The sequence below is a fragment of the Bradyrhizobium sp. 604_D8_N2_3 genome (genome assembly GCF_051810765.1).
Taxonomy (GTDB): Bacteria; Pseudomonadota; Alphaproteobacteria; order Rhizobiales; family Xanthobacteraceae; genus Bradyrhizobium; species Bradyrhizobium barranii.
The window spans coordinates 1858932-1885587 of the sequence record NZ_JBPWPM010000001.1 but is presented as its reverse complement, the minus strand read 5'-3'; the positions used below and the strand labels follow the sequence as shown (position 1 = coordinate 1885587).

At 64.3% G+C, this 26656-nt stretch carries 30 protein-coding genes and 1 pseudogene; 12 read left to right on the top strand and 19 right to left on the bottom strand.

Annotation, left to right across the window (positions count from 1 at the left end; translation table 11 throughout):
* Positions 1–71: 71 nt before the first annotated feature.
* From AB7245_RS08815 to AB7245_RS08800, 4 genes are read left to right on the top strand one after another with little or no spacing between them, the layout of a single operon-like run.
* Positions 72–740 carry an amino acid ABC transporter permease gene (locus AB7245_RS08815; protein WP_085403278.1) on the top strand — a complete coding sequence of 223 codons (669 nt, stop codon included), beginning with the start codon at positions 72–74 and terminating at the stop codon, positions 738–740.
* Positions 741–749: 9 nt separating this feature from the next.
* Positions 750–1391 carry an amino acid ABC transporter permease gene (locus tag AB7245_RS08810; RefSeq protein WP_063985335.1) on the top strand — a complete coding sequence of 214 codons (642 nt, stop codon included), beginning with the start codon at positions 750–752 and terminating at the stop codon, positions 1389–1391.
* A gap of 22 nt (positions 1392–1413) precedes the next feature.
* Complete coding sequence (locus AB7245_RS08805) at positions 1414–2256, top strand: transporter substrate-binding domain-containing protein (protein WP_167768141.1); 843 nt, start codon at positions 1414–1416, stop codon at positions 2254–2256.
* Between the two features lie 41 nt (positions 2257–2297).
* A complete protein-coding gene (locus tag AB7245_RS08800; protein ID WP_085403328.1) occupies positions 2298–3056 on the top strand; it encodes an amino acid ABC transporter ATP-binding protein in 759 nt (252 codons plus the stop codon).
* A gap of 53 nt (positions 3057–3109) precedes the next feature.
* On the opposite strand, the gene AB7245_RS08795 is transcribed toward AB7245_RS08800, so the two are convergent.
* The 7 genes from AB7245_RS08795 to AB7245_RS08765 form a co-directional block, all read right to left on the bottom strand.
* Positions 3110–3907, bottom strand: coding sequence for an adenylate/guanylate cyclase domain-containing protein (locus AB7245_RS08795; protein ID WP_085403327.1), 798 nt, complete (start codon positions 3905–3907; stop codon positions 3110–3112).
* An 86-nt stretch (positions 3908–3993) separates the two neighbouring features.
* Positions 3994–4206, bottom strand: coding sequence for a hypothetical protein (locus AB7245_RS08790; RefSeq protein WP_014497603.1), 213 nt, complete (start codon positions 4204–4206; stop codon positions 3994–3996).
* A gap of 1 nt (position 4207) precedes the next feature.
* Complete coding sequence (locus tag AB7245_RS08785; RefSeq protein WP_085403277.1) at positions 4208–4393, bottom strand: hypothetical protein; 186 nt, start codon at positions 4391–4393, stop codon at positions 4208–4210.
* Between the two features lie 79 nt (positions 4394–4472).
* Positions 4473–4685 carry a hypothetical protein gene (locus AB7245_RS08780; RefSeq protein WP_063985337.1) on the bottom strand — a complete coding sequence of 71 codons (213 nt, stop codon included), beginning with the start codon at positions 4683–4685 and terminating at the stop codon, positions 4473–4475.
* 704 nt (positions 4686–5389) lie between these two features.
* Positions 5390–6583 carry an adenylate/guanylate cyclase domain-containing protein gene (locus AB7245_RS08775; protein WP_085403326.1) on the bottom strand — a complete coding sequence of 398 codons (1194 nt, stop codon included), beginning with the start codon at positions 6581–6583 and terminating at the stop codon, positions 5390–5392.
* Positions 6584–6709: 126 nt separating this feature from the next.
* Positions 6710–7294, bottom strand: coding sequence for a HutD/Ves family protein (locus AB7245_RS08770; RefSeq protein WP_085403276.1), 585 nt, complete (start codon positions 7292–7294; stop codon positions 6710–6712).
* Between the two features lie 101 nt (positions 7295–7395).
* Positions 7396–7917 carry a hypothetical protein gene (locus AB7245_RS08765; protein WP_135215557.1) on the bottom strand — a complete coding sequence of 174 codons (522 nt, stop codon included), beginning with the start codon at positions 7915–7917 and terminating at the stop codon, positions 7396–7398.
* Positions 7918–8717: 800 nt separating this feature from the next.
* Between AB7245_RS08765 and AB7245_RS08760 the strand changes: the two genes are divergently transcribed.
* The gene (locus AB7245_RS08760) at positions 8718–9017 is read left to right on the top strand and encodes a hypothetical protein (RefSeq protein WP_085403273.1); all 300 of its coding nucleotides are present in this window, start codon (positions 8718–8720) and stop codon (positions 9015–9017) included.
* A gap of 57 nt (positions 9018–9074) precedes the next feature.
* Here AB7245_RS08760 and AB7245_RS08755 read toward each other — a convergent pair whose 3' ends face one another.
* The 3 genes from AB7245_RS08755 to AB7245_RS08745 are packed head-to-tail and all read right to left on the bottom strand — an operon-like array spanning position 9075 to position 11158.
* Positions 9075–9920 carry an SDR family NAD(P)-dependent oxidoreductase gene (locus AB7245_RS08755; protein ID WP_085403272.1) on the bottom strand — a complete coding sequence of 282 codons (846 nt, stop codon included), beginning with the start codon at positions 9918–9920 and terminating at the stop codon, positions 9075–9077.
* 10 nt (positions 9921–9930) lie between these two features.
* Entirely contained in the window at positions 9931–10482 is a 552-nt protein-coding gene (locus AB7245_RS08750) for a carboxymuconolactone decarboxylase family protein (RefSeq protein WP_085403271.1), read from the bottom strand.
* Positions 10460–11158, bottom strand: a complete 699-nt coding sequence (locus AB7245_RS08745) for a TetR/AcrR family transcriptional regulator (RefSeq protein ID WP_085403270.1) — start codon at positions 11156–11158, stop codon at positions 10460–10462. Before AB7245_RS08745 ends, AB7245_RS08750 begins: the two co-directional genes overlap by 23 nt.
* Positions 11159–11290: 132 nt before the next feature.
* On the opposite strand from AB7245_RS08745, the pseudogene AB7245_RS08740 reads away from it, so the two are divergent.
* The 5 genes and pseudogenes from AB7245_RS08740 to AB7245_RS08720 all read left to right on the top strand — a co-directional run bounded on the left by AB7245_RS08740 (position 11291) and on the right by AB7245_RS08720 (position 15854).
* Positions 11291–12492: pseudogene (locus AB7245_RS08740) on the top strand (ABC transporter substrate-binding protein).
* Between the two features lie 4 nt (positions 12493–12496).
* Positions 12497–13390: an MBL fold metallo-hydrolase gene (locus tag AB7245_RS08735; RefSeq protein WP_085403268.1), complete on the top strand. Its 894-nt coding sequence runs from the start codon at positions 12497–12499 to the stop codon at positions 13388–13390.
* Positions 13391–13401: 11 nt separating this feature from the next.
* Positions 13402–14370 (top strand): Bug family tripartite tricarboxylate transporter substrate binding protein, encoded by a 969-nt coding sequence (locus AB7245_RS08730; protein WP_085403267.1) that lies wholly within the window; start codon positions 13402–13404, stop codon positions 14368–14370.
* 31 nt (positions 14371–14401) lie between these two features.
* A complete protein-coding gene (locus AB7245_RS08725; protein WP_135215556.1) occupies positions 14402–14941 on the top strand; it encodes a VOC family protein in 540 nt (179 codons plus the stop codon).
* A 100-nt stretch (positions 14942–15041) separates the two neighbouring features.
* Positions 15042–15854 (top strand): class I SAM-dependent methyltransferase, encoded by an 813-nt coding sequence (locus AB7245_RS08720; protein WP_085403265.1) that lies wholly within the window; start codon positions 15042–15044, stop codon positions 15852–15854.
* Between the two features lie 10 nt (positions 15855–15864).
* Here the strand turns inward: AB7245_RS08720 and AB7245_RS08715 are convergent, their stop codons facing one another.
* Positions 15865–16830, bottom strand: a complete 966-nt coding sequence (locus AB7245_RS08715; RefSeq protein ID WP_439034200.1) for a GlxA family transcriptional regulator — start codon at positions 16828–16830, stop codon at positions 15865–15867.
* Between the two features lie 265 nt (positions 16831–17095).
* On the opposite strand from AB7245_RS08715, the gene AB7245_RS08710 reads away from it, so the two are divergent.
* Together AB7245_RS08710 and AB7245_RS08705 are read left to right on the top strand one after the other, a co-directional pair.
* Positions 17096–17389: a hypothetical protein gene (locus AB7245_RS08710; protein ID WP_085403325.1), complete on the top strand. Its 294-nt coding sequence runs from the start codon at positions 17096–17098 to the stop codon at positions 17387–17389.
* Positions 17390–17540: 151 nt separating this feature from the next.
* Positions 17541–17945 (top strand): hypothetical protein, encoded by a 405-nt coding sequence (locus AB7245_RS08705; RefSeq protein ID WP_063985350.1) that lies wholly within the window; start codon positions 17541–17543, stop codon positions 17943–17945.
* 93 nt (positions 17946–18038) lie between these two features.
* On the opposite strand, the gene AB7245_RS08700 is transcribed toward AB7245_RS08705, so the two are convergent.
* The 8 genes from AB7245_RS08700 to AB7245_RS08665 form a co-directional block, all read right to left on the bottom strand.
* The gene (locus tag AB7245_RS08700; protein ID WP_085403263.1) at positions 18039–19601 is read right to left on the bottom strand and encodes a L,D-transpeptidase; all 1563 of its coding nucleotides are present in this window, start codon (positions 19599–19601) and stop codon (positions 18039–18041) included.
* A gap of 220 nt (positions 19602–19821) precedes the next feature.
* Entirely contained in the window at positions 19822–20040 is a 219-nt protein-coding gene (locus AB7245_RS08695; RefSeq protein ID WP_085403262.1) for a hypothetical protein, read from the bottom strand.
* 102 nt (positions 20041–20142) lie between these two features.
* A complete protein-coding gene (locus AB7245_RS08690; RefSeq protein WP_085403261.1) occupies positions 20143–21336 on the bottom strand; it encodes a CaiB/BaiF CoA transferase family protein in 1194 nt (397 codons plus the stop codon).
* A gap of 88 nt (positions 21337–21424) precedes the next feature.
* The gene (locus tag AB7245_RS08685; RefSeq protein WP_167768139.1) at positions 21425–22639 is read right to left on the bottom strand and encodes an ABC transporter substrate-binding protein; all 1215 of its coding nucleotides are present in this window, start codon (positions 22637–22639) and stop codon (positions 21425–21427) included.
* A gap of 235 nt (positions 22640–22874) precedes the next feature.
* Entirely contained in the window at positions 22875–23570 is a 696-nt protein-coding gene (locus tag AB7245_RS08680; RefSeq protein WP_063985355.1) for an ABC transporter ATP-binding protein, read from the bottom strand.
* Positions 23570–24361, bottom strand: a complete 792-nt coding sequence (locus tag AB7245_RS08675) for an ABC transporter ATP-binding protein (RefSeq protein WP_085403260.1) — start codon at positions 24359–24361, stop codon at positions 23570–23572. Before AB7245_RS08675 ends, AB7245_RS08680 begins: the two co-directional genes overlap by 1 nt.
* Entirely contained in the window at positions 24358–25638 is a 1281-nt protein-coding gene (locus tag AB7245_RS08670; RefSeq protein ID WP_439034199.1) for a branched-chain amino acid ABC transporter permease, read from the bottom strand. The genes AB7245_RS08675 and AB7245_RS08670 overlap by 4 nt, the downstream gene beginning before the upstream one ends.
* Positions 25635–26582: a branched-chain amino acid ABC transporter permease gene (locus tag AB7245_RS08665; RefSeq protein ID WP_038936438.1), complete on the bottom strand. Its 948-nt coding sequence runs from the start codon at positions 26580–26582 to the stop codon at positions 25635–25637. Before AB7245_RS08665 ends, AB7245_RS08670 begins: the two co-directional genes overlap by 4 nt.
* Positions 26583–26656 lie beyond the last annotated feature (74 nt).

The following is a 26656-nucleotide window of genomic DNA, read 5'->3' as shown; positions in this document are numbered from 1 at the left end:
GCGAACGGGCCAAGCCACGCCAAGAGGGCGGCCCGGCCACGCCAAGAGGGCGGCCCGGAGGGAGGAGCGAGGTGAACTACAAGTTCGATTTCGGACCCGTGATCGAGGGCCTGCCGGAGCTGCTCTGGGGCTGTGCCGGCACGCTCGGCCTGGCGCTGTCGGGCATGGTGCTGGCGCTGATCATCGGGATCGGCGGCGTGCTGCTGCGCGATTCCCGGCTTGCGTCGCTGCGCTGGCTAGTCATCGCGTTCGTCGAGGCGATCCGCAACACGCCATTCCTCGGCCAGATCTACTTCGTCTTCTTCGCGCTGCCGATGGTCGGCATCCGCCTCGATCCCACGCTGACCGCGATCATCGCGCTCGGCGTCAACGGCGGCGCCTATGCGATCGAGATTATCCGCGGCGGCGTGCAGTCGATCAACAAGGGGCAGGTCGAGGCGGGACTGGCGCTCGGCCTGAGCCGGACCCTGATCTTCCGCCTGATCGTGCTGAAGCCGGCGCTGCGCGCGATTTTCCCGTCGCTGACCAGCCAGTTCATCATGCTTACGCTGACGACGAGCATCGCATCGGCGATCTCGGCCTATGAGCTGACCTCGGTCGGACAGGCGATCGAGACCAATACGTTCCGCAGCTTCGAGGTCTATGGCGTCGTCACGCTGCTCTATCTCGCGATGTCGTGGATGCTGATGCAGATGTTCGCGCGGATCAACGCGCGCTTCCTGCTCTATCCCGTGAAGTGAGGACGGCGCATGGACAAGAACCAGTTCCTGTTCCTGCTCGGCGGCCTGAAATGGACGCTGGCGCTGTCCGCGATCGGCTTCGCGCTCGGCTCGGTCGCCGGCCTCGGCGTCGCACTGGCGCGCACCTCGGGCCGGCGCTGGCTCGAACGTGGCGCGGCCGCCTACATCGCGCTGTTCCAGGGCACGCCGCTGCTGATGCAGCTGTTCGTTGTCTATTACGGCCTCGCGCTCGCCGGGCTGAAGCTCGATCCCTGGGTTTCCGTCTCGATCGGCTTCACCCTGCATGCCGGCGCCTTCCTCGGCGAAATCTGGCGCGGCTCGATCGAGGCCGTGCCGCGCGGCCAGGTCGAGGCCGCCAAGGCGCTCAGCCTCGGCTATCTCGACCGGATGAAGGACGTCGTGCTGCCGCAGGCGATCCGCATTTCGCTGCCCGCGACGATCGGGTTCCTGGTGCAGTTGATCAAGGGCACCTCGCTTGCCGCCATCATCGGCTTCACCGAGCTGATGCGCGCCGGGACCATCGTCTCCAACCAGAACTTCAAGCCGCTGCTCGTGCTCGGCCTGGTCTGCGCGCTCTATTTCGCGCTGTGCTGGCCGCTTTCGCTCTATGGCGCCTGGCTGGAGCGGCGGCTCGTCACCGCGGCACGATGATGAATTCAACACAGAGGAGGGAATGATGACCAAAAAGACAATCCAGTTCAATCGCCGCCACATGCTGGCGCTCGGCGCCGCCGCGATCGCCTCGCCGTTCGTGCTGTCGCGCGCCGCTTACGCGGTGACGCCCGCGGAGATCAAGGCGCGCGGCAAGGTGCTGATCGGGATCCAGGGCGACAATCCGCCCTGGGGGTTCGTCAATTCCTCGGGCAAGCAGGAGGGCCTCGATGCCGACCTCTCCGAGCTGTTCGCAAAAGAGCTCGGCGTCGCCGCGGAATTTACACCGCTGGCCGTCGCCAATCGCATCCCGGCGCTGACGTCGGGACGCGTCGACATCCTGTTTGCGACCATGGCGATGCTGCCGGAGCGCGCCAAGGCGGTGCAGTTCTCAAGGCCCTATGGTGCCAACATCATCACCTTCATCGCGCCGAAGGAGATCGAGATCAAATCGCCGGCCGACATGGGCAAATATGTCATCGGTGTCGCGCGCGGCAGTGTGCAGGACACCGACGTGACCAAGGCGGCGCCTCCCGGCACCACCATCCGCCGCTTCGACGGCGATGCGCCGACCATGCAGGCGCTGCTGTCCGGGCAGGTGCAGGCGGTGGGCGGCAACATCTTCTACGTTCCGCGCCTCAACGAATCCAAACCCGGCACTTACGAGAACAAGCTCGAATTCACCAAACTCTATAACGGCGCCTGCACGCGGCTCGGCGAGAAGGAGATCAACGCCTTCGTCAACGGCTTCATCGACAAGATCATCGCCAGCGGCGAATGGGCCAGGATCTATCCGAAGTGGATCAACAACCCGCTGCCGGCTTTCCCCGACAGCATTCCCGGCATCCCCTTCACCGTCAGCTGAGGGAGAGTGCCATGTCGGTCACAGCCATGTCGGTCGCAGCCATGCCGGTCGCAGCCACGGCGGACACGATGATCGCGATGCGCGGTGTCAACAAATGGTACGGCACCTACCAGGTGCTCACCGACATCAACCTGGCGGTCCGTGCGAGCGAAAAGATCGTTCTGTGCGGGCCGTCCGGATCGGGCAAATCCACCCTGATCCGCTGCATCAATGCGCTCGAGAGCTACCAGAAGGGCGAGATCGTCGTCGACGGCGTCCATCTCGGCAGCCAAGGCAAGGCCGTCGATGCGGTGCGCCGCGAGGTCGGCATGGTGTTCCAGCAATTCAACCTGTTCCCGCACATGACGGTGCTGGAGAACTGCACGCTGGCGCCGATCCGCTCTCGCGGCATTCCGCGCCCGGCGGCCGAGGAGACCGCGCGGCGGCTGCTCGACCGTGTCAAAATCCTCAACCAGGCGGACAAATACCCGGCGCAATTGTCCGGCGGTCAGCAGCAGCGCGCGGCGATCGCGCGGGCGCTGTGCATGGAGCCCAAGGTGATGCTGTTCGACGAGCCGACCTCGGCGCTCGACCCGGAAATGGTCAAGGAGGTGCTCGACACCATGATCGGGCTTGCGACCGACGGCATGACCATGATCTGCGTCACCCATGAAATGGGCTTCGCCCGGCAGGTCGCCGACCGGGTGATCTTCATGGCGGAGGGACGGATCGTCGAGGAGGCGGAGCCGGAAGTCTTCTTCAGGGCCCCGCAGCACGAGCGCACCAAAAAATTCCTCGGCGAGATTCTGCCGCATCATTGAAGCCGTGCCGGCGCGGCGCGAAGGCGGTCCGGTGTCCACCCTTGCCGGACGCCTCACGCCTCCACCCGATACAGCCTCCACCGCTCCGGCACGCCCTTGAGCTGGTGCATGCCGTGATCCCTGAAGCTGATCGTCGATGGTGCCTTCAGCAAATCCTTGACCGCGCTCGAGACCAAGACTTCGCCGGCCCGCGCTTTCGCGGCGACGCGGGTGCCGATGTGGAAGGCGAGACCGACCATTTCGCCGCCGCTGATCGTATACTCGCCCGCATGCAGGCCGACCCTGATCTCTAGCCCCAGCGTGCGCACCGCCTTCTGGATCGCGGTCGCGCAACTGATCCCGGCAGCCGGCGCCTTGAACGTCGCTAGCACGCCGTCGCCCGTCGTCACGACTTCCTTTCCGCGCGAGCTCTTCAGCTCCTTGCGGACGGCTGCGTAATAATGGCCCATCACCTTGGTCCAGCGCGCATCGCCGAGCTTCGCGGCCTTGGCGGTGGAGCCGACGATATCGACGATCAGGATGGTGGCGAGCGCCCGCTTGAGATCGGTGCCGCGCTCGGCGGGGGGGCGCCGGAGCGCGATAGCTCCGGCCAGCGGCTCATAGCGATGGCTGCGGCGCCGCGCGATCGCGGCCTTTGCGTAATCCTGGGCACGCTGCGCCGTGCCGCACCGAACTGTCTTCTCCTGCGGCGAGCGCGTCCAGTAGACCTTGCGCCCGGCACCGGTGCCTTGGACCTCCACGCCGCCCCACTTCAGGAAAACCGCCGAGCCGACGCGCCTGACACACCACGCCTTCGACGTGTATCCCGATACGTTCGACTGATGGACTCCGATGCGAAGGAATTTTGGCATGAACGCGCGGCCAGTCGAAGGAACGTGGGCGGACCTCGGGCCAACGTATTCGCACATGCCTGCATTGGCAACAGGGCTCCTCGCACCTACGCTCCCCGGCGAGCCTCCTGCTTGCCGATCGAGCAGCGCCACGCCGCGAGACGTTCGGCCGGATGCTGCGCCATCCATTCGGCGAGCTGCGGCGCTCCCATCAGACAGGACTGCATCGTCACGTCAGCGAAATCCGAGGTCGTGACGATCTGCTCGTGGCAATCTGTCGGCGACGAGAGGCTGCAGAGCACGGCAATGATCTTGATCATGTCACGAGAGCTCCTTCGACGTACTCGGGCTCTGCGTCGCCGCCCGAGTGGTCGACCGCGGCTCGACGGGCCGCTCGCCGTCGGGATCGGCCCGCGGAAACACGGCGTCATAGTTAGCGCGCGCTTCGCGGATCAGCCGCGCACGCTCGCGCTCGGCTCTTGTGACCAGTCGAACAACTTCGCCCATATCGGCTCCACGGGGTGGCAAGAGAGGAAACTGACCAGACGGCCCTGATTGGGCGACCGGCTCACCGCGCAACCCGCAATCACGGGTACGATTCGTATCGCGTGCCGGCCGAACGCGCCGATGACCTCGCCGCATCGACGCTTGATGCCTTTTCGGCGCGCCGCTGATAGTCATTGGCCAGCATCTCGAGACGGGTCGCGACCACGATGTCCGTCATGGTCCGGGCCGCGCGCAGCAGGCTCTGCGCCGTCTCGAGATATTCCTTTCCTCGTCGTGACATCTGCATGGTCATAGGCGCCTCGCGCGGTTTTCTGAAAACATGTCGACAACCGACGGAAATCGACCGAACCAGTCGCGCTCACCCTGCCGGCGCGTCGCCAAACGTTCGACGCACTTTTTCGAGCAAAGGGGCTTTCGCCAAGAGTAGTAGCGGACTAGGCCAAACTTACCGTCGCACGCGGCACAGCGAGCGGTTCGACTTCCAGAAACTTGGGAACAGTTTGGCATTGTCGTCTCCTCTTGTGGTCGCGTCCGATGTGTCGATCACCTTTTCTGTTGCATCGAGGCAGCCGCATCGACTGTCCTCGACCAAATCTTGCGGCACCGTTCGCAACGCCGCCAGTGAACCCAACCTAGGCGTCCTGCGCGAACATATCTTTCAACAACGCGTCCGATATTGCCCATAAGCACGACTTCCATCGCGCGCAGGGGACGCACCCCGACGATTGCGCGTTTGCGCGATCGCCCGATTCCGGAACTGGATCGACGTCACGGCGACGCACGCATGCACCGTCAATCACGGCACATCGAGGCCATGACGGGCGGCGATGGCGACCGTCGTTCGGAGATGCCGGGGTGTGCGGGACGATGGCAAGCTGGCCGTGGCCGATGAGGATCAGGATTTCTCCGCCACGCCGCGCAATCGGTGGCGCGCGGGTCATCGGCAATCTTGCGTCAGCGAGATTTCAACCGGACGGCTGCGGCGAGCATGCCGCCTCAGCCGTGAAACGCAAACAGCTCGATCGGATCGCTGAAGCCGCGCACCTCGTATTTGCCGACATGCTCGAGCTCGAACTCCCGCTCGACCAGCTCGGCGAAGGCGCGCGAGAGCAGCACCGGTCGTCCGAGCTGCTTGGTCAGGGCTTCGAGACGGGAGGCCATGTTGACGGCGGGACCGATGACAGTGAAGTCGAGCCGGCTGGACGATCCGATATTGCCGTACATGACGTCGCCGACGTGGACGCCGATGCCGTAGTTCAGCGGCGCGCGGCCGGTCCCGTTGTTCCGTTCGTTCAGCGCGGCCATAGCCTGCCGGGCTTCAGTCACGGCGCGCAGCAGGTTTGCGCAGGCGCCGGGCCCGCTGAGCGGGAAAATGGCGAGCAGGCCGTCGCCGATGAATTTCAGGATTTCGCCGCCGTGCCGCGCGATCGGCTCCGACATCGCGTCGAAGTAGTCGTTGAGGAGATCGATGACGTCGTCGCGCGGCCAGTTGTCCGAGATCTTCGTGAAGTCACGGAGGTCGCAGATCATGATCGCGGCACGCACCGTCGTGCCGGTGCCGCGCCGCGTGGCCCCGGCCAGGATGAGCTCGCCGGCATGGGAGCCGACATAGGTCTCGAGCAGCGTTCGCGCCAGGCGGTTCTTGACGCGGATCTCGCTGACCAGCGCCAGCACCGGCAGCACGTTCTTGAGCGCAACCAGATGCGCGTCGTCGAAGCCGCCGGGGCGATCGGTCGCGAAGGTGACGAGATGGCGCTTACCGAGTGTGTGGTGGAGCGGCCAGGCGACGTAGTCGGTCAGACCTTTCGCGCGCATCTCGTCATAGACCGCGTGCCTGCGGCCGAGCGACGGATCGCCTTCGAGGTTCTCGCGGAGTTCGCTCGCACCGTCCAGCATTTCGCTGACAGGGCTGCCGATGAACTCGGATCGCTCGAGCACATCGAAGTCGACCCGCGAGATCTTCGCCTCGCGCATGCCATCCAACCACATGAAGGCGGCGCCGAGCCATTGCGGATGCTGGATCCGGACGTGCATCGTCGACCGCTTGAGCGGAATGCCCGCCTGCTGGAGGCGGATGCACATCTCGGCAAAGATGTTGTCGATGAAGCGCTCGTCGCTCGTGCCGTTGGTCAGCCAGTCGACGACGCCGTCGGATAGCGTGGTGGGGCGATTTTGGTCTGGCGCGGTCATACCCTGCCTGTTCATATCGTGCCTTGCGCGGCGGTCGGCATTGTCGGGGCAGATATCGTGTTCCGGCGCCGCTGCGTCAACCTAGCCAGGTGCATGGATTATGCGCATCCGCCGGGCGGTTGCCATCTAGCCGACGAGCTGAATCGAGCCCAGTACCGCCAGCCCTGAGACGAGTCCCAATCTGGACGCCTCGGTCAGCTCGACCTTCAGCGTGCTGCCGTCGGGAATGACAATATCCTCGCTATTGAGACGAATGCTGCATTCGCCGGAAACCGCGTAAACCAGGTGCGTGCCGGCGGACAAAGGCCGATCGCCGGGTTCCCTGAGTGCCAGCAACTCGATCTCGGCCGCGCCGCGCCGGGCCATCAGGTTGACGACCTCGACGGGACCCGCCTCGAGCGCGGTCACGATCTCCATCTCTCCGGTGAAGCGCACCGTTGTAAAAGGTTCACGCTCGTCAAAATCCTGCGTGGGCGACTTCAGCACCAGCCCACGCCCGCCGACGACCATTTGCAGGCGGTCGATGCCGGGCATGTAGGAGAAGGGCCCGGGCGCCACGATCGGCGTCGAGGCAAAACGCCAGAGCAGGCTGTCCCAATCCTTCGCCGGCGCGTCGGCGCGATGGGCATCCGCGATATCGGTGAAGATGCCGCCGCCGTTCTTCCAGGGCGAGCGGGTGTAGTCTTCGGACTTCAGCAGCGTGGTTTTCATGTCTTGAATTTATCCGGGAAAGCATGTGGCCGAGATCGCCCGCGCATCATGCGCGGGTTGGGCCGGCTTTGCCAACCGGTTTCACCAGCGATGAACTGCCGTCACGCCTTGGCGTCGAGGTTCAGCCTGGTGCTCAGCTCGTTGACGAGCGAATCCACGATCTGGTTCTGATAGGCCGAGATGCCGTTGAAATAGACCGGGCCGCCGGACTGCACCAGCAGGCCGCCGCCGGACACTTCGGCATCCTTGGCACCGCTCTCGGATTGGGTATCGAGCTTGCCCATGGCGTCGTCGAGCTGCGCGGCGGTCTTGTCGTCCATCTCGCCATTGGCTTGAAGCGTGGCGAGCAAGGCCTGGGAGGCACTGCCGAGATCGGCTCCCGTCCCCGTCTCGGCCGTCGCCGAGAACGTGCCGTTGGTCTTGCCGCTGTAGCTCTTGTAGGTCAGCGTCTCCGTGGTGGTGCCGTCGCTGTTGGTTCGATTGTCGAGCAACAGTTCGAACGCGCTGCCATAGGCGCCCGTCGTCAGCATGTTCGGATCGTTCGGATTCTTGTTCTTGCTCGCGCCTGTCTTGTCGGAGCCTGCGGTCCAGTTCGGCGGAACGGTGTAGCTGACGTTGGTCACGGCGCGAATTCCTGTGATCATTGCGCGGAAACATTCAGCAATTTTTGTGCCAGCGAAAGCGCAGTTGATTCCTGTCGGCTTTCCTTGTCGTAGCGCGCGGACTTCGCACAACGCTGCAAAAATTGCCCGGCAGTTTCATCCCGTCGCGCGATTGTGCGGAGCTTGCGCCTCAGTTCGTAGCCCGGATGAAGCGCAACGCAGTGCCGGGGGCAGCTCGCGCGATGAGGCTGTGCTCCCGGATGACGCTTCGCTCCATCCGGCCGCGCACCTCACTCTTTGTCAGGGGCATTGTTGGCCGTCAGCCTTCATGGCCGCACCAAAAGCCTTGCTGTCGAACTTGCCTATCTTCTCGGTGACGGATTTGACGAGATTTGGGGGGACGGATCGCTTCCCCTTGCCCCCGCCGGCGGCAACTTAGGTCAGAAATCTACCCCTTTTGGGTACCTTGCACGAAGCTTGAAGCGCCGCATAATACAGACACTTATCCAAAGGTAACCCGCTCGCGCCTCGGCCAGGCAATTGCGTAACGCGCTCCTCTCAGTGGGAGAATTGCAATGCCCGTGTTGGACTTGCCGTACTGGTTGATCATTGCAGGCTCCGCGTTGGTATTGGGCGGGCTCATTGGCTTAGGGGTCAGCCGCAACAGGCGGGTTGAGAGCGATCCCATTCTGCTCCCGGGCGATTTGACGGCATGGAGAGACGAGGGATCAGAGACCTCGGACCTTGCGGCTATCCGGGATTCGCACAACTGACGGCTTGCGCCCGTGGCCCATTCTGCGGAGCAAACTCTGGAGAGAGACATGACCCTGCACTTTACGCGCGTCGAGACTCCGGTGCATGAACTTGAAATCTGGATGGCGTGCAGCGGCGGATTTTCGTTCGTGATCAGTAACGAAAACCGCACCGGTCCTGGCCTTCACGGAAAGCCGGGCCTGGTTGCCTCATGGCGACCGGTCGAAGAAAACAAGTCCGCGATCAAGCTTGGCGGCTCCCCCTTCAGTACCTTCGCCGAAGCCGAGAAGGCCTGCGAGGCCGTCCTGGAGGCACTTGAGCAGATGAGCGAATCGCAAACGCCGAAGATTGCGTCCTCGCCGCAATGAAGAGAGACTCTGCTCGCCGGGGCATCGAATTCCGCGCCGCCGGATTGTACTGGCGTCTTACATTCCGCTCAGGCCGCTATCCACCGCGAGCGACTGTGCGGTGACGTAGACGCTTTCATCCGACAGAAAGAACAGCACGGCATAGGCGATCTCCCAGGCGGTGGCCTGCCGGCCGAAGGGGACGTGGCCCTTGCCGCGGCTGGGGCGGCCGGCGCCGGCTTCGCGGCCGTTGGGGGTGTCGACGAGGCCGGGATAGACGAGATTGGCGCGGATGCCGCGGCGCGAGCCGAGATGGGCGATGTTGCGCATCAGGCCGCCGAGCGCGGCTTTTGAAGAATCATACGCCGCCATCTGCGATCCCGCTTTCAGCGCGGCGATCGAGGAGATGAAGACGATGGCACCGCCATTGTCGAATTTCGGCATCGCTGCGCGGCAACAGAGCATGGGACCGCGAACGTTGACGTCGTAGATCCTGTTCCACTCCTCGGGGCTGACGGCATCGAGGCCGGTCTTGCCGAAGGTGCCGATGTTCAGCACCATGCCGTCGAGGCCGCCCATGGCGCGATGCGCCTCCTCGATCATGCGCTGGACGTCAGGCTCCGACGTGACGTCGGCAGTGATGGCAAAACCCTCGCCGCCTTCGTCGGTGATGTGCTTGACGGTCTGCTGTGCGGACGTCCGGTTGAGATCTGCCACCGCCACCTTCGCGCCCTCACGTGCGCACAAAATGCTCATGGCGCGGCCATTGCCGATTGGATCGGTGGCGGCGTCGAACACGCGCTGGCCGCCGCCGACGATCAGGATACGGCGTCCCTTCAGGCGTCCCCTGCCCGGCGCTTCGCCCAATGACTCCGCGCTTGGTGGACGGACGTAACGTTCCGGCTTGCTATCGATTTCCGCCATCTCAGCCGCCCTACTTCTTGCCGCCGTCATAGACCTTCATGCCGGCCGCGGGATCGAGATCGGTTTCGGTTGCCTCGGTCAGGCGCGCCATCATCATATAGAAGCCGAGCGCGACGATGGCTTCGACGATCTCCTGATCGCTGAAGTGTCTTCGCGCGGCAGCGAAGGTCGCCTCGGGCACCCGAACATTCTCGACCACCTCGCGGCCGAACTTCAGCAACGCGCGCTCAGCATCGCTTAAGCCGGCGGCATCGTAGTCAGCCCGCTCCACCGCATCGATCTGTCCTTGCGTGCAGCCGACCCCGATCGCGATCGGCACGTGCTGGCGCCATTCATAGGCGCCGCCCTCGAGCTGGGCGGCCTGCAAGATCAAAAGCTCGCGGTTGACGGCTGAGAGCTTCTGCTTGTGCAGGATCGAATTGCCGAGCCGCATCGCCGGGATCATGTTGGCCTCGGCATGGGCCATCATGCGGAAGATGTTGAGCTTGACCGGCATGCGGTCGAACGAGGCGCGGATATCGCCGCTCGTCGTCTCCGGATCAATCAGGGGCAGCCTTGCCACGCGTTTCTCCCTTGGGTTTTCGTTTCTTGTTGTCTTCGCCATTGCCCGCCGCGATCAGCGACAGGAAAAAGGCGAGATAGCGGTCGATCGCCTCGATCACCTTCGGCCGCGGCGAAGGTGCTGCGCCCATCACGTAATGCTCGAGGCGGATGTAGATCAGGCCGGCCGCGAACAGCCGCGCGGTCTCGCGCGGATCGGGTGTCGAGACCAAGCCGGCGAGCGCAAAACCGCGAAAGTAATCCGTCATCATGCTCTGCTCGCGCGCGTAAAAATGGTCGGCGAATTTGGCGCGGATGCCGGGCACGCGGTTACGCTCGGCGGTGATTACTTTCTGGAATTGGTGCTCGCGCGGGTCGGACCATTGCTCGACGAGATCAAGCGCGAACTGACGGCAGAACGCGGCCGGCTGGCGCGCCAGCTGCTTGTAGCGCGGCTCTTCCAACCGGCTCGCCGAACTGGCGGGGCCGTGCTCGGCCACGATCGCTTCGAGGATCGCGGCCTTGCCGGAGAAATGATTGTAGAGGCTGCTTTCGCGAATGCCGACGCGGCGCGCAAGCTCGCGCATCGAGGCGCCGCCATAGCCGCTCTGCGCGAACAGATTGAGCGCTTCGGAGAGGATGCGCTCGCGGGTCGTGGGCGCAGCCGCTTCCGCCGCGCTGGAGGTGTGGACAGCCATTTGGCTTGACTAACGAACGATCGTTCGCTAGTCAACCGTACGAACGATCGTTCGTTTCGCCAGTCTGGCGGCAGCGGTCGCGGCCCCGCAAGTCCGCTTCGGGCGCTGTTCTCGCGTTTCAACTCCGCTCCAATGAGAGGCGGAGAGCAATTTTGGGGAGACGACCTCATGGCGCGCTTTGCCCGCCTTCGCCTTCGTGCGGCCTGCATCCTGTTGCCGATGCTCGCAGCCAGTGCCGTTCAGGCCCAAAGCGCGAAATACGATCCCGGCGCCGACGACAAGACCATCAAGATCGGCACCACCGCGCCGCTGAGCGGGCCAGTGTCCGCCTTCGCGCAGATCGCGAAATCGGCGGAGGCCTATTTCCGCAAGGTGAACGACGACGGCGGCGTCAACGGCCGGCGCATCCAGATGATCATCGCCGATGATGCCTACAGCCCGCCGAAGACGGTGGAGCAGACCCGGCGGCTGGTCGAGAGCGAGGAGGTGCTGCTGATCTTCGGCGGCGTCGGCACGCCGACCAACAGCGCCGTGCACAAATATCTCAACGACCGCAAGGTGCCGCAGCTCTTCCTGGGCTCTGGCGCCGCGAAATGGGACGATCCCAAGAACTTTCCGTGGACCGTTGGCTGGCAGCCGACCTATCGCGACGAGGCGATCGCCTACGCGAAGTACATCAAGGCGAGCCATGCCAACGCGAAGATCGGCGTGCTCTACCAGAACGACGATCTCGGCAAGGATTCGCGCGCGCGGCTTACGAGACCTCGGCGCCGACGGTCGATACGCAAATCCTGCAGCTCAAGACCGCAGGCGCAGAAATCGTGCTGGTGGCGGCAACGCCAAAATTCGCGGCGCAGGCGATCCGCAAGATCGGCGAGATCGGGTGGAAGCCTGTCACCATCATCTCCAATGTCTCGGCCTCGATCAGCGGCGTGCTGGAGCCGGCCGGCAAGGACAATTCCACCGGCGTGATCTCCAGCCAGTACCTGAAGGACGCCACCGATCCCGCATCGAAGGACGATGCCGGCTACAAGGAATGGCTGGCGTTCATGGACAAGTATTTGCCGGATGCCAACAAGAACGACTGGCTCAACGTCTACGGCTACACTATCGCGCAGACGCTGGTGACGGTGCTGAAGGCGTCCGGAAACGACCTCACCCGCGCCAATGTGCTGAAGCAGGCCACGACGCTCAAGGACGTAAAGCTGCCGATGCTGATCAACGGCACCGCGGTGAACAATTCGCCCGAGCACTACACGCCGATGACGAGCCTCCAGCTCATCCGCTTCGACGGCACGCGCTGGGTGCCGTTCGGCGATCTCCTGAAGAACTGAGCCCATGCGGCAGGTCAGGATCGGCAGCATGCGGATCGATCTCGTCAGCGAGATCCCTTCGCTTGCCTTCGAGAAGACCTGGCTGTTCGCCAACGTCACCGACGAGGTGATCGCGGAGAACCGGAGCTGGCTCGATCACCGCTATATCGAACCGGAGACCGGACGCTTCATCCTCAGCCACCACTCCTATCTCGTGCGCACGCCGCGCTGGACCGCCATCGTCGACACCTGCTGCGGCAATCACAAGCCGCGGCCGCGCGTGCCGGCGTGGGACAACCTCAACCGGCCTTACCTCGACAACATGCAGGCGCTGGGCGTTGCCCCTGAAGAGGTCGACTTCGTGATGTGCACGCACCTGCATGTCGATCACGTCGGCTGGAACACGCGGCTCCTCGACGGCCGCTGGGTGCCGACCTTCCCCAACGCACGTTATCTGATGGGACGCGAGGAGTACCGCCACTTCGAGGCCGCGCACAATGCCGCGCCGAAACGCCCGGTCAACCACGGCTCTTTCGAGGACTCCGTGCTGCCGGTCGTCGCCGCCGGCCTCGCCGAGCTGGTCGAGACCGATCATCGCGTGTTCAGCGATCGCGACGCAGGCTTACGCTTTGCGCCAGCGCCGGGCCACACCGCCGGCAACATGCAGATCCACCTCAATGGCGGCCACGATCATGCGGTGATGTCGGGCGACGTCATCCACCATCCCATCCAGTGCGCCGCGCCGTGGCTGTCGAATGCCGCCGACATCGATCCGGCCGCGGCGGTCGCGACGCGGATGGCGCTGCTGGAGGAGCTCGCGGACACGCCGAGCTATCTGCTCACCGGCCATTTTCCGGCGCCGACCGCCGGGCGCGTGATCCGGCACGGCGAGGCCTACAGATTTCATTTCGAGGATTAGGGGAAGCCATCATGATGCTGCGCACCGTCACGCTGTCGTTGCTCGCATTGCTGTCGGCGGCGCTGCCGGCACGCGCCGAGGATCCTGCCGCCTACCCCACCCACAAGATCAAAATGCTTCTGCCCTATGCGGCCGGCGGCGGCGGCGACGTGATCGGCCGCTTGCTCGCCGACAAGATGGGCAAGACGCTAGGACAGGGCGTCTATATCGAGAACCACACGGGTGCTGCCGGCACACTCGGCACGCAGATGGTCGCGGCGTCGCCGAACGACGGCTACACCATCACCGTCGGCGGCATGACCACGCATGTGCTGGCGCCGGCGATCTATCCAAAACTGCCCTACGATTCGATCAAGGATTTTACGACGATCGGACGCATCGGGACGTCCTCGATCATGCTGGTGGCGACCAAAGACTTTGCTGCCAATGACATCAAGGGCCTGATCGCGCTTTCCAAGAAGGGCGAGCCGATCCAGTACGGCAGCTGGGGCGTCGGCTCGACCGGACAATTCTGTGCGGAAATCCTGATGCAGCAGACCGGCATCAAGATGGATCACGTGCCGTTCAACGGCATCGCCAAACTCGCGGGCGACCTGCTTGGCGGCCACATCTCGCTCGCGACGCTCGACATGGCGACCGCGACGCCGCTGGTGAAGGACGGCTCTATCAAGGCGCTGGCCGCCTGCGGCGAGCGCTCGCCGAGCCTGCCTGACGTCGCAACCTACAAGGAACAGGGCGTGCCGTTCGACCGCAGCCTGTCCTGGGCGATGTATGGTCCCGCCGGCCTCGCGCCGCCGATCGCACAGAAATTGTCGGCGGCGTTGAAGGACGCGCTGGGCGATGCCGAGGTGAAGGAGAAGCTTTTGGGGCTCGGCATCACGCCGCAATACGTGCCTGGCGACGAGCAGCGCGACATCAACGCCCGCGACATCGCGGCCTGGAAGCAGGTTGCCAGGGACGCAGGCATCGAAGTCAAGTGACGATCGCGAGCGATCAGAAGGGAGCGCGGGCATGAGCCGCATTTTCGGCGCGGTGCGCCAGAACGGATACGTCGTGCGGGACATCCGGGCCGCGATGAAGCATTGGATCGAGGTGATGGGCGTCGGCCCCTGGTACTACATGGACCGCGTCAAGACCGACTGGTTCCGCCATCGCGGCCAGGACTCCGCGGTCGAGATGAGCATTGCGCTGGCCAATTCCGGCGATCTCCAGATCGAGCTGATCCAGCAGCGCAACGATGCGCCCTCGCTGTACAAGGAATTCCTCGACGCCGGCCACGAGGGCCTCCAGCACATGTCCTACTGGAGCCACGACTATCAGGCGCTCTACGACAAGGCACTCGGGCTCGGCTACAGGATAGGCCATGAAGGCCAGATCGGCGGAGACAAGGGACGCTTTGCCTATTTCGACACGCAGGCCCATCCAGGAACCATCATCGAAATCTCCGACATCAGCGGCACCAAGGGGCCGTTCTTCGAGAAGGTCCGGCAGGCGGCGATGACCTGGGACGGGACGCGGCCGATCCGCGAAGTCGGCGGAGCGAAACCTTAAAATCCGACCGCAGGATTGCGACCGGAAGAGGCCGCAGATGCGGTACGACCGCGATCCATGGTAGCATGAACCTCGTGTCCGAACCTTCAGCGAGGCAAGCATGTCCAACACTGACAAGGTTTTCGCCGGCTCGATTCCGAAAATCTACGACGAGTATCTCGTCCCGCTGATCTTTGCCCACTACGCCGCCGACATCGCGAAGCGTATCGCGGCTCTTTCCCCGTCGACGATACTGGAAACCGCGGCAGGTACCGGCGCCGTTACGCGGGCCGTGACCGCGGCGCTGCCTCCCGGCATCCGTTACGTCGCAACCGATCTCAACGAGCCGATGCTCGCGATCGCGGCGCAGCGCCAGGGTGAGGACCCGCGCATGACATGGCGTCAGGCGGATGCCACCGCCCTGCCCTTTGACGAAGCCGCGTTCGACGCGGTCTGCTGCCAGTTCGGTGTCATGTTCTTTCCCGACCGCGTCAAAGGCTATGCCGAGGCAAAGCGGGTGTTGCGACCGGAAGGCACGTTCGTATTCAACGTCTGGGACCGCATCGAGGAGAACGTGTTCGCTGACGACGCCACCGCCGCGCTCGGAAAAATGTTTCCCGATGATCCGCCCCGTTTCATGGTGCGGACGCCGCATGGCTATCACGACAAGGCCATTATCAGAGCCGATCTGGAACAAGCGGGCTTCCGCCACATCTCGATCCAAACGCTTGCTGCGGTGAGCCGCGCGCCGTCGGCCGAGTATGTCGCGATCGCGCTCTGCCAGGGTACGCCGCTGCGGAGCGAGATCGAGGCCAGGGATGCCAGCAAGCTTCAGGCTGCGACCGACCTCGTCGCCGAGGCACTCCGATCGCGCCATGGGTCCGGAGCGGTCGAAGGCAAGATTCAGGCGATCGTGATCGAGGCTCGGCCGTAGGTGCGGACCCTCAGCGCAGGTTTGCGCGAAGCTCGCGCACGCCGCGTCCGAGCCGTTCCCGCAAGAGCGTCCGGAGCGTCGCGCCGTCCTCATAGCCGACCTCGGCGGCGATCGCATCGACGTCGAGACCGCTGCCATGCAGCAGTGACTGCGCGCGCTCGACTCGCAGATCCTGAAAGTAGGAGAGCGGAGACTTACCGAGCACCGACTCGCACCGGCGCTGCAAGGTGCGTGCGCTCGTCGCGAGCGCACTGGCGGCCTCCTGCAGCGAAAACCCTTGCTTGAGATGTTCGCGCGCCCAGCGCTCGAAACGCTGGATGAGCGGATCGGCCTGCGCGAGGTGATTGGGAATGATGAAGGGCGCCTGCAGGGAGCGCAGGTCGGCGAGCAGATAGCGCGACACGACGGCCGCGAGCTCGGGGCTCGCCTGGCGTATGAACCACAGCGCAAGATCGAGATGCCCCATCGCAGCGCCCGCCGTGACGACGCGGTCCGATGTCACCAGCATGCGTGCCTCATCGAGACGAACATTGGGGTAGCGTTGGCGAAACAAGGGTGACAGCCACCACGTGGTGGTCGCGTCCCGTCCATCGAGCAGCCCCGCCTCCGCCAGCACGAAGGTACCGATGCAGGACGCGGCGATGCGCGCGCCCTCGGCGTACCAGGACTGGAGCTGTTTCACTGCCTCTCTGACATCGCGCCGGTCGAGCGCCGGAATCAGCTGTTCCGGCCGGCTCCTATTCAACGCCGGCACGATGACCCAGTCCGGCTTCAGATCGGATGTTACCGATTTGACGGGGATCGCAAAGCCCTGCCCGGATCGGACCTTCTTCCGCACGCCGACAATTGAGACATCGAAGTGGGGCGCTCCGCCCGTTTGAGCGGCTGCGAAATTGTTGGCGATGGTGAATGCATCGAGCGTCACGGTCAGCCCGGTGTCCCAAAATCCCTCCAGGGCGAGCAATTGAATGCGCATGGCGGAAACGCTCTCAAAGTTGTCGTTTACGACACTACCGTTCGAACGGAAGCAAGCCTAGCTTGCGATGCAACGGCAACCGGAACGAAGGCCTTCATCGCGATCGATAGATAAGAGCAATCATCTGAACAAACAAAGCTATTCCAGATGTTCGCTCGAGGAATCGATGGCGTAAACGCCTCTAAAAATGGCGTTTTTGCCAACATTGCAGGAGGCCCTTGATCCGATGCCGTCCACTGACAAGCAGCAATCCAAAGGAGCCCACATGAAAGTCATCGCCATCGGTAACATCGGCAAGGCACCGACACCCGAGCAGCGGCAGCAGATCATGCCGAGGGAAGTGCCGGCCACGCTCAAGCTCTATCTCGACGGGAAGATCGAGCAGTTCTGGTTTCGCCAGGACAAGCCCGGCGTGATCTTCCTGATGAACGTCGAATCCCTCGAACAGGCCAAGGCGACCGTGGAAGCACTGCCGCTCGTCACCCACGGCTTCGCCACTTACGAGCTGATGCAAGTCGGTCCGCTCGCGCCGCTGGGCATGCTCATCCAGGGCAGGTGACCGCGCGTCAGACCGACGCGACGCTTCCACCAACCTTCCGAACCGGCCCGCATCGCCGCCGTTCCACGGCGGCGATGCAACGTGCGGCAATCGCTGCCGGCGAAGCATGACTAAATGAAGAGCGTAAACCTCGGAACATGGAGGATTTCAAATGAAGCTTACACTCGCTGCCGGTCTCCTGGCATTCGCCCTGTGCCTGACCTCCGCCGTCCCCGGACGAGCGCAATCACCCACGCCACCGACACCGACCACCCGAATTCTCGCGATCGGCACGGTAAACCCCGGCGCCGATGTCGCCGCTGCGCGCGCCATCCTGCCGATGGAAGTGCGCGAGACGGTGAAGCTCTATCTCGATGGCAAAATCGACCAGTGGTACTCGCTGCAAAATCGTGTCGGCGTCGCGTTCATCCTGAACGTCACGGATATCGCGGCCGCTCATGACATGCTCGAAAAGCTGCCCCTGGGGCAGGCTCATCTCATGAGCTTCGAGCTGATCCCGCTTGGCCCGCTCAATCCGCTTCGGCAGTTGCAGGGCATGTCGACGGGTCCACAGTAGACAGCCGGTATGCCCGTCGTCGGCGCCGCTGCGGTCGCCGACGACAAATATCTTCAGCTCAGGCGATGACGCGGCCCAGCGCGGCGCGCCGTCCTACCAGAAGCCCCGCTGCATCGGCTGCGCCGGCTGATAATACTGATACTGGCCGCGGCGGCGCGGATTGACGGGCTGCGGGTTCGGCTGCGGCTGGAAGAAGAAGCCGAAGCCGTTGCCGCCATTGCCCCAGCTGTCATCGCTTGCCATTTCCATCGGCGGCGGCGCGGTCGGCTTGCGGGTGATGAAGCCGCCCTGCGGATGATTGCTCAGCACCGCGACGAACTCGGTGCGGTAGTTGGTCTCGGCACTCAGCGGCTCGTCCGAAATCACGATCGACGAACGCGGCAATGCCGTCGGCCCGATGCGATCCCAGACGTCCTGCGGAATGGTGATGCGGTCGAGCGCGTCCTTGGCGTCGTCGCCGTTCTCGATCGTGACCACGCTCCAGCGCAGGCCGGTATCGGCCTTCGCCATCGCGGTGAAGATATGCGTGCCGAGCGGCTGGTCGGGATTGCGGATGGTGACGGGCACCTCGATGCTGGTGTCGAACACTTCGCCGCCGCCATCCGGCGCCGGCTTGTGCGTGTTCCGCCGCACGTAGAGCTTCTGCGTCGCGCGGCTGATGTAAACGGACACCGGCTCAAGCGCGAGCTTGGCGTCGGTCGCAGCCGTCACGGCATCGGCCTTCCTGGTTGCCGCGACCTTTGCGGCCTCCTTGGTGGCGGCAACGGCGTCGCGCTTCGGCTGCGCGGTGGCCTTGGCGGCATCGAGCGCCGACGCAGCGTCGGCGGCCTTGGTCGCAACCTTCTGCTTCAGTTCCTCGGCCTGCGCCCGCGCCTGATCGGTCTTGGCGGCCGCGATCTTCTTGTCGGCGAAAGCGAGCTCGGCGTCGGCCTTGGCCTTCTGCTGTTCCAGCTTGCGCAGCGATGCGGGAAGCGACGCGGCCTCCTTCGCGGCCGCGGCCGCAGCCTTCTTGGCCTCGGCGGCAGCCTGGATCGCCTCCTCGGCTTCAGCGGAGAGCTTGTCGGACCGGTTCGGCACGGCCGCGATGGCCTCGCGCTTCGGCACGAACAGCGAGGGATGAGTGAAATCGATCGGGGCCGCGTCGTTCGGCGAGATGATCACGCGCATGCCGATGTTGGTTTTGTCGAACAGGCCCTCGGCAAAGCCGAAGGGCATCCGCACGCAGCCGTGCGAAGCGGCATAGCCGGGCAGCGGCCCGCCATGCAGCGCGATGCCGTTCCAGGTGATGCGCTGCATGTTGGGCATCCAGGCATCGTCATACATGGTCGAACGGTGGTCCTTGTCCTTCTCGACGATGGCAAAGACGCCGGCCGGCGTCTCGCGTCCCGTCGTGCCGGTCGAGACCGGCGCACGCAGGATCCAGCCGTCGGCATCGTAGAAGGTGACCTGCTGGCTCTTGATCGACACGATCGCCATGATCGGCTCGCCGGCCTCGCGCGGCGCCACCGCCTCGGCCGGCTGGCGGGCCTGCTTGGCCGCCTCGGCGCTTCCGCTCAGCGCCGTCAGGGCAACGGCCGTTGCGAGCGCAACAAGTCCGGGGGGCCGCCAACGCCGCATCGCCGTGGTGGATTGCGCCGTCGTCATCAGGTCTTTCATGCCATTCCCCGGTCCAGTACCAGTCCGCGCCTTACGTCGATCACGTCAGATTGCGATCTTTGAATTAAGAATTCGCAGCCACCTTGCGTTCCGTATCCGGCAATATTCGGACCTATCAGGCGGCAAATCTCTCATATACGAGGGCTCGCGCGGGCGGAAGATGGGCTGGGGCCGGAGCTGGCCCGGGGCTGGTCACGAATCGCTGCGGCACAATGTCCGGTTAGTGGGTACGGCGCCCGATCAGCCGGGTCATTGCAGCGCCGAACAGGCCGAACAGCGCATACACCATGAGCGGCAGAGCGTGCGCGGCAGCCTGCCCGACCGGTTCGTGCTCCACGATTAGCAGGACCGCGAACACGGTCAGGCTCAGGAGGACGCAGATGAGGGCGGCAGCAAGGCCCAGCCTGCGCAGAACGAAGGCAAAGTCGGCGGTGGTCATGACCGCATCCGGGGCGAAGATGAACAGACCTACGCTAGACCCGCCCGCGACAGCAGGATGTGACCGTCATCACAGAGAGTCGGTTCCCGAACGCCGGCCGGCTCAGGACGCGACACCAACCGCCTTGCTGTCGACCGCCGCCTGGATTTCCGCATCGCTCAGGCCGGCCTCGCGCAACACCTCGCGCGAATGCTCGCCGAGGCGCGGCGCCATGCGATGGATGCCGGCCGGGCTTTCCGAGAATTTCGTCGCGGGCCGCGCCTGCCGGATTCGGCCTTCGGTCGGATGATCGATATCCGCAAACAATGCGACGGCGGCGAGATGCGGCTGCTCGCCGATCTCGGTGAGCCGGGCGAAGGCGGTGTGCGGCACGTCCAGCCGCAGCAGCAATTCCTCCCACTCCGCGGTGGTGCGGGTCGGCCCGATCTCGCTCATGCGGTCATAGACCTTGTCGATGTTCTGGGAACGAAGCACGGGATCGCGCACCCCGAGTTCCTCGATCAGCTCGGAACGGCCGACAGCCTCGAAGAAGGCGCACCAATTGTCTCCGGAGTAAGGCAGCATCGTCAGCCAGCCGTCCTTGGTCTGCACCGGGCGCCGGTTCTTCATCCGCTTGTAGCCGGTCGGGCCGATCGGCGGATCGAACGCGTGTCCGCCCAGCATCTCGATGCTGTTGAAGCCGGCGATGGTTTCCAGCATGGGGACTTCGACCATCTGGCCCTGCCCGCTGCGCTCGCGCCGGAACAAGGCCGCGGACACCGCGCCGACCATCGCCATCGCGCAGATCTTGTCGCCGATCAGGCTCGGAACGAATTCCGGCTCCTCGTCCGATCCGATCGATGACGCAAGGCCTGAAGCCGCCTGGATGATCTCGTCGAATGCGGGGCGCGCCGCCCACGGCCCGTCCTGGCCGAAGCCGGTCGCCGCGGCATAGATCAGCCGCGGATTGAGCTTTGCGCAGGCCTCGTAACCGAAGCCGAGCCGCGCCATCGCCGCGGGTCGCACATTGGTGACGAGCGCATCGACCGTCGGGATCAGTTTTGCCAGCGCGGCCTTGCCGTCAGGATGCTTCAGGTCGAGCGCGAGGCTGCGCTTGTTGCGGTTGACGGCCATGAACTGGCCGCTCATGCCGCGGTTCCGGAACACGCCGGTGTAGCGCCAGGTATCGCCCGCGGGCGGCTCGACCTTGATGACATCGGCGCCCCAGTCGCCGAGCATCTGCGCGGCGTAGGGGCCGAACAGCACGCTCGTCAGATCGAGAACGCGGATACCGCTGAGGGGACCGGTCGGTGTCATCGTCGTTTCACTGTCGTTGGAGGAAGCAACTGTGGGATAAGACGGGCGGGCAAGGCTGTGCCAGCCCGCCCGTCACACTGCGTCGATCCTATTCGCCGATCACGTCGCCGAACAGCTCCCAGGACTTGCCGTTGAAGCGCGCCATCTGCAACTGCCGGATCGGCGTCACCTGCTCGGCCGAGGTGTTGAGCTTGATGCCCGGCAGCAGCATCGGCAATTCGACGTCCTTGAACGACTGCGTCTGCTTCATCAAATTGGCGCGGGTGAGGTCGTTGCCGGCGCGCTGCAGCACCAGCTCCATGATCTGCGCCATGGTGTAGCCGGTGACGTTGAAGACGTCGGCCGGATCGGCGCTCGAATTGTACGTCTTCATCCACTCGCGCCAGGCTTTCATGCCGGAATCATTCTCCCAGCGCGGATCACCGGGATCCTTCTGGAAAGCACCGGTGACGATGCCGACGGAATTGTCGAGCCCGGCCGGCACCAGCACGGAGCCGACGGAGTTGGAAACGGCGGGAAGGATGATCTGCGGCTTCCAGCCGAGCTCGGCGATCTTCTTGATCGCTTGCGCCGCGAATTTCGGCGTGCACTCGTTGAAAACAACGTCGGCGCCGGCGGCCTTGAACTTGACGATCTGGGAGTCGACGGTCGGATCCGATGTCTCGTAGGTGGCCTCGGACACGATCTGGTTGACGTGCTCCCCTAACCCTTCCTTGAAGCCGGCGAGATAGTCGCGCCCGGGATCTTCGTTCGGCGTGATGACGGCGATTTTGGCATTCGGCTTGTTCGCAAGAATCCACTTGGCATAGATGCGGCCTTCGGTCCGGTAGGTCGGCTGCGAACCGGTGGTCCAGGGAAAATGCTGCGGATCGTTCCAGCGGCTGGCGCCGCTCGACGGGAACAGCTGCGGGATCTTCTTGGCGTTGAGGTATTTCTGCGCGGCGATGTTGGGACCGGTGCCGAGCATCGAGAACATCGCCAGCACCTCGTCGCTCTCGGCGAGGCGGCGAATCTGCTCGACCGTCTTCGACGGCGAATAACCGTCGTCCATGCTGAGCAGCTCGACCTTGCGGCCGTTGATGCCGCCCTTGTCGTTGAGCATCTTGAAATAGGCGATCTCGGCGCGGCCAATCGCGGAATAGGCGGAGGCCGGTCCCGAGTAGGGCATGGTCTGCCCGAGCTTGATCGACGTGTCGGTCGCGCCGGTGTCGTAGTTTCCGGCCGTCGCGGCCGAAGCGGCGCCCAGCGCCGCAAGCAGAGCAACGACTCCACGGACCAGTTGTCTTCCCGACATGCTCGGCATCTCCTTCCCAGGCAAGACGCATCGACGCGCGAGCTCACAGGCTGCCGCCGGCGCCCTCCACTTTCTTCTTGGTTATCATCGGCCGCATCGATTGCGATGCCGGCGAGCGCGACGATACAAGGATTATGAAGCGTGAGATGTAGCGAAGAATTCAGATGCGTATGCGCGGCTTGCAGCCGTTCTATTTTGCGCGCTCGTTACACGGCAATGTGAGCGTCAGACCTCGAGCCATGCGTCAGACTTCAAGCCATTCCTGGCGCACGGCGGCATTGGCCTTGAGCTCGTCCGGCGTCCCCTCGAACACGACGCGGCCGTGACCCATGATGTAGACGCGCTTCGAGATCCGCATCGCGATCGAGAGCTTCTGCTCGACCAGCAGGATTGCGACGCCGGCCTGCGCGATGCGCGCAATGAGATCGCCGACCTGCTGCACGATGAGCGGGGCGAGACCCTCGGTCGGCTCGTCGATCATGATCAGGTCCGGATCGCCCATCAGCGTCCGGCAGGTGGTGAGCATCTGCTTTTCGCCGCCCGACAGCACGCCTGCGGCCGTATCGGCACGCGCGGCGAGATTGGGGAACATCTCGAGCATGTCCTCAAGCCGCCATTTGCCGGGGCGGCGCGTGTCCTTGACGCCGAGCAGGAGGTTTTGGCGAACCGTCAGGCTCGGGAAGATATCGCGATGCTCGGGCACATAGCCGAGGCCGAGGTGCGCGATCTTGTAGCTGGGAAGGCCGGCGATGTCCTTGCCCTTGAAGCGGATCGTGCCTTGCGGCGCGACCTCGCCCATGATCGCCTTGACCGTGGTCGAGCGGCCGACACCGTTGCGGCCGAGCAGGCTCACGACCTCGCCCGCGGCGACGTCAAGGTCGACGCCCTGGAGGATGTGGCTCTTGCCGTAATAGGCGTGGAGATCCCTGACCTCGAGCATCAATGCGCTTCCTCGCCGAGATAGGCTTCCTTGACCTTCGGATCGCGCCGGATCTCTTCCGGCGTGCCCGAGGCGATGATGTGGCCGTAGACCAGCACGGAGATGCGGTCGGCAAGGCCGAATACGACGCTCATGTCGTGCTCGACGATGACCAGGGTCTTGCCCTCGGTCAGTCGCCGGATCAGCGACACCGCGCGGTCGGTTTCGGCGTGGCTCATGCCGGCGGTCGGCTCGTCGAGCATGACGACCGTGGCCCCGCTCGCGATGGTGATGCCGATCTCGAGCTCGCGCTGCTCGGCATAGGTCAGAAGTCCCGCCGGAACATCGCGCCGATGGGTGAGATGGATGTCGTCCAGGATCTGGGCCGTGCGCTCGCGCACTTCCGGCAGGCTGTCGACGTTCTTCCAGAAGGCGTAGCGATGCCCCGTCGCCCACAGCACGGCACAGCGGACGTTCTCCCAGACCGACATGCGGGCGAACACGTTGGTGACCTGGAACGAGCGCGACAGGCCGCGCCGGTTGATCTCGAACGGCCGCAGGCCGGAGATCACATCGCCGTTCAGCTTCACCTCGCCCGAGGTCGGCTTGATGTGGCCGCTGATCAGATTGAACGTCGTGGATTTTCCGGCGCCGTTCGGGCCGATGACGGCGTGACGCTCGCCTTTCGCGACGCTGAGGTTGAGGTCGCGGATGATGCCGACATTGCCGAAGCGCTTTTCGACGGCGCGGACTTCGATGGCTGCGTTCTTTCCAGATACCGCTCCGCTCGTGCCAGATACCGCTCCGCTCATGCCAGATACCCCCGGTCACGGGCGACCGTCGCAGCCCTGTCCCACGCGTCCGCGATCCTCCGCCAGCTCAGCCGCGCGACGAACGCACCGCCGACGACGAGAACTGCTGCGGAAATCCACGTCACCGGGGACTTCGCATTGAAGGGAATGCCGAACAGGTTGATCGGGTCGCCGCCGGAATAGCGCGCGACCGTCTCGATGGTGAGGATGACGCCGCAGGCGAGCGCCAGGGTCGGCACAATAGCGACGAGATAGGACGGGATCACCGTCCACAGCGTTCCGGCGCGAACCAGCGGCCGGTGCATCATCAACAGGCCGGCGATACCGCCCGGCGCGAACATCACGATGCCGATGAAGATGATGCCGAAATAGAGCTGCCAGACGCTGGTGAGGCCTGTCAGCCCGAGCTGGAGATAGGTCACCAGGATCGCGCCGAGGATCGGCCCGAAGAAATAGGCGATGCCGCCGATGAAGGTGGAGAACAGCACCAGACCGGACTGGATCGCACCGAGCAGCGCGGAGTTCGCGATCTCGAAATTGATCGCGGTCAGGCCGCCGGCGACGCCCGCGAAGAACCCGGCAAAGCAATAAGCGAGATAGCGAACGACGTGAGGATCGTAGCCGATGAACTGGACACGCTCGGGATTGTCGCGGACGGCATTGCTGATCCGTCCCAGGGGCGTCCGGGTCAGCGCGTACATCACGATGGCCGACAGCACCAGCCAGAACGCGATCAGATAATAGACCTGAAGCTGCGGCCCGAACGACCAGCCGAACATCTTGGGCAACGCCGTGCGATCCGTGGTGATGCCGGCCTCGCCGCCGAACACCGAGCGCAGGATCAGTGAGGACGACGCCACCAATTCGCCGATGCCGAGCGAGATCATCGCGAACACGGTGCCGGCGCGCTTGGTCATGACCCAGCCGATGATGACAGCGAAGACGAGACCACCGATCCCGCCGAACAGCGGAATGAACGGCAGCGGGATCGGCCAGCCGTGCGACACCACCGCATTCATCATGTGGCAGGCCGCGAAGCCGCCGAGGCCGTAATGCACGGCGTGACCGAACGACAGCAGTCCGGTCTGGCCGAGCAGGATGTTGTAGGACAGCGCGAAGACGATCGCGATGCCGATCAGGCTGAACGACGTCAGCGAGCCGCCGGAGGAGAAGATCAGCGGCAGGACGATCAGCGCTGCGATGCCGATCAGCCAGACGCCGTAGAAGCGCAGGCCGTCGCCGGCGGGCTTCGATGTCGAAATCGCTTTGGCGGTCATGACTCGCGCGTCCCCATCAGGCCCATGGGGCGAACGATCAGAATGAGCACCAGCAGCATATAGGGAACGATCGGCGCGACCTGCGCGATCGTGACGTTCCAGATGTCGGTGAGGACCGACGGTCCCGTCGACGGATCGAGCGGTCCGAACGCACTCGCCAGCGAGCCGTTCAGCGCCACCGCAAAGGTCTGCACCAGTCCGATGACGAGCGAGGCGATGAAAGCGCCGGGCAAGGAGCCGAGGCCACCGAACACGATGACGACGAACAGGATGGGCCCGAGTGCTGCGGCCATGTCCGACTGCGTCACCAGGGCCGGTCCGGCAATGACGCCGGCAATGCCGGCGAGCGCGCTGCCGACGCCGAACACCACCATGAACACGCGCCCGACATTGTGGCCGAGATGCCCGACCATGTGCGGATGCGTCAGCGCCGCCTGCACGATCAGGCCGACGCGGGTGCGCTTGAGCACGACCAGCAGCGCCACGAAGATCACGACCGACACGGCCAGCATGAAGATCTTGTAGGCGGGATAGTTGGTCGAGAAGATCGTGAAGGCCGGGAAGTCGAGCAGCGCCGGCACGCGATAGTCGACCGGGCTCTTGCCCCAGATCATCGACACGATTTCTTCGATCGCAAAAGCCAGACCGAAGGTCAGCAGCAATTCCGCGACATGGCCGTGCTTGTGGGTGTTGCGCAGGCCGTAGCGCTCCACCGCCATGCCGATGGCGCCGACCAGTAGCGGCGCCAGCACCAGCGCCGGCCAGAAGCCGATCCACTTGGTGAGCTGGAAGCCGAAGAAGGCGCCGAGCATGTAGAAGCTGGCATGCGCGAAGTTGAGCACGCCCATCATGCTGAAGATGACGGTCAGCCCGCTCGACAGCAGGAAGAGCAGCATGCCGAACAGCACGCCGTTCAGGGTCGAAATGACAATGAGTTCAAGCACAGCGCACTCGTCTCTGTCCGGGGCCTGATGGCCCCGGTGAACATCGCCCAATCAAGAATAGTCCGGCCACCGCC